This window comes from Polymorphospora sp. NPDC051019, assembly GCF_040683055.1.
In the GTDB taxonomy this organism is placed as follows: Bacteria; Actinomycetota; Actinomycetes; order Mycobacteriales; family Micromonosporaceae; genus Polymorphospora; species Polymorphospora lycopeni.
On record NZ_JBFBCH010000047.1, the window covers coordinates 1 to 3,458 of the forward strand.

Annotated in this window: 4 protein-coding genes; 2 read left to right on the plus strand and 2 right to left on the minus strand. The window is 66.3% G+C overall.

The annotated features are described in order from the left end of the window. Together AB0M79_RS36240 and AB0M79_RS36245 are read right to left on the minus strand one after the other, a co-directional pair. Positions 1-1,255: glycogen debranching N-terminal domain-containing protein (locus tag AB0M79_RS36240; protein WP_364223330.1), on the minus strand; the 1,255-nt coding region annotated here is incomplete at its 3' end. Beyond that, the gene (locus AB0M79_RS36245) at positions 1,252-1,629 is read right to left on the minus strand and encodes an SCP2 sterol-binding domain-containing protein (RefSeq protein ID WP_364223333.1); all 378 of its coding nucleotides are present in this window, start codon (positions 1,627-1,629) and stop codon (positions 1,252-1,254) included. The genes AB0M79_RS36240 and AB0M79_RS36245, both read right to left, overlap by 4 nt. A 209-nt stretch (positions 1,630-1,838) precedes the next feature. On the opposite strand from AB0M79_RS36245, the gene AB0M79_RS36250 reads away from it, so the two are divergent. Further along, complete coding sequence (locus AB0M79_RS36250) at positions 1,839-2,216, plus strand: SCP2 sterol-binding domain-containing protein (RefSeq protein WP_364223336.1); 378 nt, start codon at positions 1,839-1,841, stop codon at positions 2,214-2,216. After that, positions 2,213-3,458 (plus strand): glycogen debranching N-terminal domain-containing protein (locus AB0M79_RS36255; protein WP_364223339.1); only part of this gene is annotated, 1,246 nt, incomplete at its 3' end. The genes AB0M79_RS36250 and AB0M79_RS36255, both read left to right, overlap by 4 nt.

Here is a 3,458-nt window from a genome sequence, read left to right on the forward strand (position 1 = left end):
CCGTCGGGGAGTCCTTCCAGCACTGGTTCTCCAGCCCGGTCCGCTCGTTGCGGCGTTGGTACCAGACGTAGCCGTCGCCCATGATGTCGCCGTACTCGTCGATCCAGTGCAGCGCCGCGCGCGCCTCGTCCTCGAACTCGCGCACCACCGCGGCGTCCCCCGTCCACCGCTCGTACTCGTCGAGCAGGATGACATAGAGCGGGGTGTTGTCGGCGGCGCCGAAGTAGGGCGATGTGGGATTTTCTTCAAACGCGGTCAGCTCGCCGTAGCGGAACTCGCGCAGGATCTTGCCCGGCTCCTCGTCGCGGAAGTCGTCGAGCACGCTGCCCTGGTAGATGCCGAGCATCCGCAGGGTGTTGACGGCCATGTCCGGTGTGAACGGCAGGACCTGCAGGCTGGTGAGGATGGGGTCGCGGCCGGTGAGGGTGGCGTTCCACGGCAGACCCGCCGCGGGCAGCGGCTCGGTCGGTAGCGCCAGCGGCGAGAACCGCAGCGCGGCAAGGTCGACCAGGCTGCGCTGGTAGGTCCGCTCCAGTTGCTTCCAGTCGCAGCTCAGCTGCGGAGCCTTGTCGAGCCACTGCCGCAGGTCGTGTTGGAGCCTTGCCGTGTCGCGTTGCTGGCGAGGGGGAGTCAGGTATTCTCGCATGTCCTGACCGTCGGGATGCAGCACCAGCCCCCGGACGTGCAGCATGGTGGTCCACTGCCCGTGGGGTTCGATCCGGATGTGGTAGGTCAGCCCCCGTTGGTCGACCTGCGCCGGCTCGGTCGTGGAGATCACCGTCTCTAGCCGGAACTTCTCCCGCACGTAGCCGAGGTGCAGGCGACCGTTCTCGACGCGTTGGTAGAGCCGGCCGGCCGGCGTGCGTTCTTGTCTGATTATGTACACGGAGCTGAAGTCAGAGCCGGCGTCCACCCGGACGGTGAACTCGGCCGGTTCCCCGGAATGGTTGAGCACTGTCAACCGCTCCTCGAAGCTGCCGGCCACCGCCCGTTCGCGGATCACCGAGACCTTGGCGTCGACGTAGTGTGTCGGGGCCCCGGGCACCAGAAAGAACCGCGCCTCGAAGTACGACGGGTCGTCCATCGCCAGTGTGCTCACCCGTTCGCCGTTGATGGTCAGTCGCCACAGCGAGAGGAACCGGGTGTCGAATGAGAAGTAGCCGGTTGGGACGTTGGGCGTCGACTCTATGTCGCCGCTGTCGTCGCTCAACACGGAGATGTTGCCGTCCAGGATTCTGACGAGATCGGTTTTCATCCCTGCCTCCCCCGGTCCCGGGCGGCGATCCGCGGGTGACGCGCGTTGGGCGGCGGCGCGAAGAGCCGCTCCAGCAAGCTGACGAGCCGGATTTGTCCTTTGAGCGTTATGTCGTTCCTCAGCCACGCCGGGTGCGGTTTGGCTTCGCCGCGGACCATCCGGTCGAAGAAGGCGTCGTCGGAGCGGATGACGGTGTCGGCGGCGCGGTTCTGCTGTGACACCCGGACGACGCCGCCGCGGATCTCCACGAACCAGTGGTCGACGTCGTGGTCACGCTCGAGGTCGAACCGTATGGTGCCGTTCGTCTTCTTCAGCAGGCGTTCGTGGCCGTGTCGTTCGAGCGCTTCGAAGAACTTCTTGGTCGCCTCCGACATGGCACCACCCCCGTAGAAAACCGCCGGACCACGAGCAGCATCATTCGCATCAGGGTGGGTCAGCCTCACTCGGAACGGATGAACCTGGACTGCGGTCGCGAGCGGCGCGGGGAAATCCACCCGATCCGGGTGATGCGGCAGGGCCTCGCTCCGGGTCAGGGTGGGTAGGCGGCTCATCCGGGCTCGGCGCGCATCGGAGGGAGGCGGACATGTCGAATCCCACCACGAGCTTCTTCCAATCCCTCGCCCGTCGCGGGCACGAAACCCTCCTCGAGGACGCCACCGGGACCATACGGTTCGACCTCACCCACGAGCAGGGCGTCGACCGCTGGTTCGTGGCCATCGAACGGGGCGATATCCGCGTCTCTCAGGATGGAGGCAAGGCCGACTGTGTATTCCATGGCAGCCGGGCGACCTTCGACCGGATCTTGGCTGGCCAGTCACAGATGTACCCGGCATGGTTGCGTAACGACATCACGACGGAGGGTGATGTCCGGCTGGCCCGCCTCTTCGTTCGGCTCATGCCGGCGCCGCCCGAAGCCCATCACCCTCGGGATTTCGGCCGCGAACGGAGACGTGCGGCATGAGCGACGGCCTCGTCCGGCTACTGGACGGCAACACGTTCATCGTCAGTGAGGAGACGGGCGACATCGACGCGTCTCCCACCATCCCGACCGGGTTCTTCTCGTTCGACACCCGATTCCTGTCGAGATGGATCCTGTCCATTAACGACGAGCGGGTCAACGTGCTCACCGTCGAGGAGGTCGAGTACTTCGAGAGCCGCATGGTCGTCGTCCCGACCCTCCCCGCTCCACTCGTCGACATCGGTGTTTCGGCCATTCGCGACCGCTCCATCGGCGGAAGCTTCATGGAGCAACTGACCGTGATCAACCACGAACCCAAGCCCGTCGACCTGCGGATCCGGATCGACGTCGACAGCGACTTCGCCGACCTCTTCGAGATCAAGGACGTGCGGAACAAGAGCGGGACGTACTACACCCAGGTCGACGGCGGGCGCCTACGTCTCGGCTATCGGCGGGAAGCGTTTTGCCGGGAGACCCTGGTCTCGTCCACCGTGCCGGCCCGAGTCGACGAGCAGGGGCTGACATACCACGTTCGACTCGAACCGCACGGTCAATGGACCACCGACCTGCACGTGCAGGCGCTGGGCCTGGACGGGCGCGACCTTCGCAAGAGCCTGGAGGGCAGACCCGGTCGATCCCGAGCGCAGATCCGGCAGGACCTGGCCGGCTGGCTCGCGCAGGCACCCCGCCTCACCTGCGACTCCCCCACGTTGGGAATGACCTACCGACGCAGCCTGGCCGACCTCTCCGCGCTGTTTTACGCACCGCTGACCGCCAGCGGACACGCCATCCCCGCCGCCGGCCTACCGTGGTTCATGGCGATCTTCGGCCGGGACAGCATCCTCACCAGCATCCAGGCACTGCCGTTCGCGCCCGACCTCGCCGCCACGACGCTGCACCAGCTCACCGTGCGACAGGGGGCCGTCCTGCATGACTTCCGCGAGGAGGAGCCCGGGAAGATCCTCCACGAGCTGCGGTACGGGGAGACGGCCGCATTCGAGGAGCAGCCACACTCGCCGTACTACGGTAGCGCCGACTCCACTCCTCTCTTCGTCATCCTGCTCGACGAGTACGAGCGGTGGACCGGCGACGCCACGCTGGTTCGGTCTCTCGAACGTCCCGGGAGAGCCGCCCTGCACTGGATCGACGAGTACGGCGACATCATGGGCGACGGCTACGCCTGGTACCAACGCCGCAACGAGCGGACCGGGCTGGAGAACCAGTGCTGGAAGGACTCCTGGGACT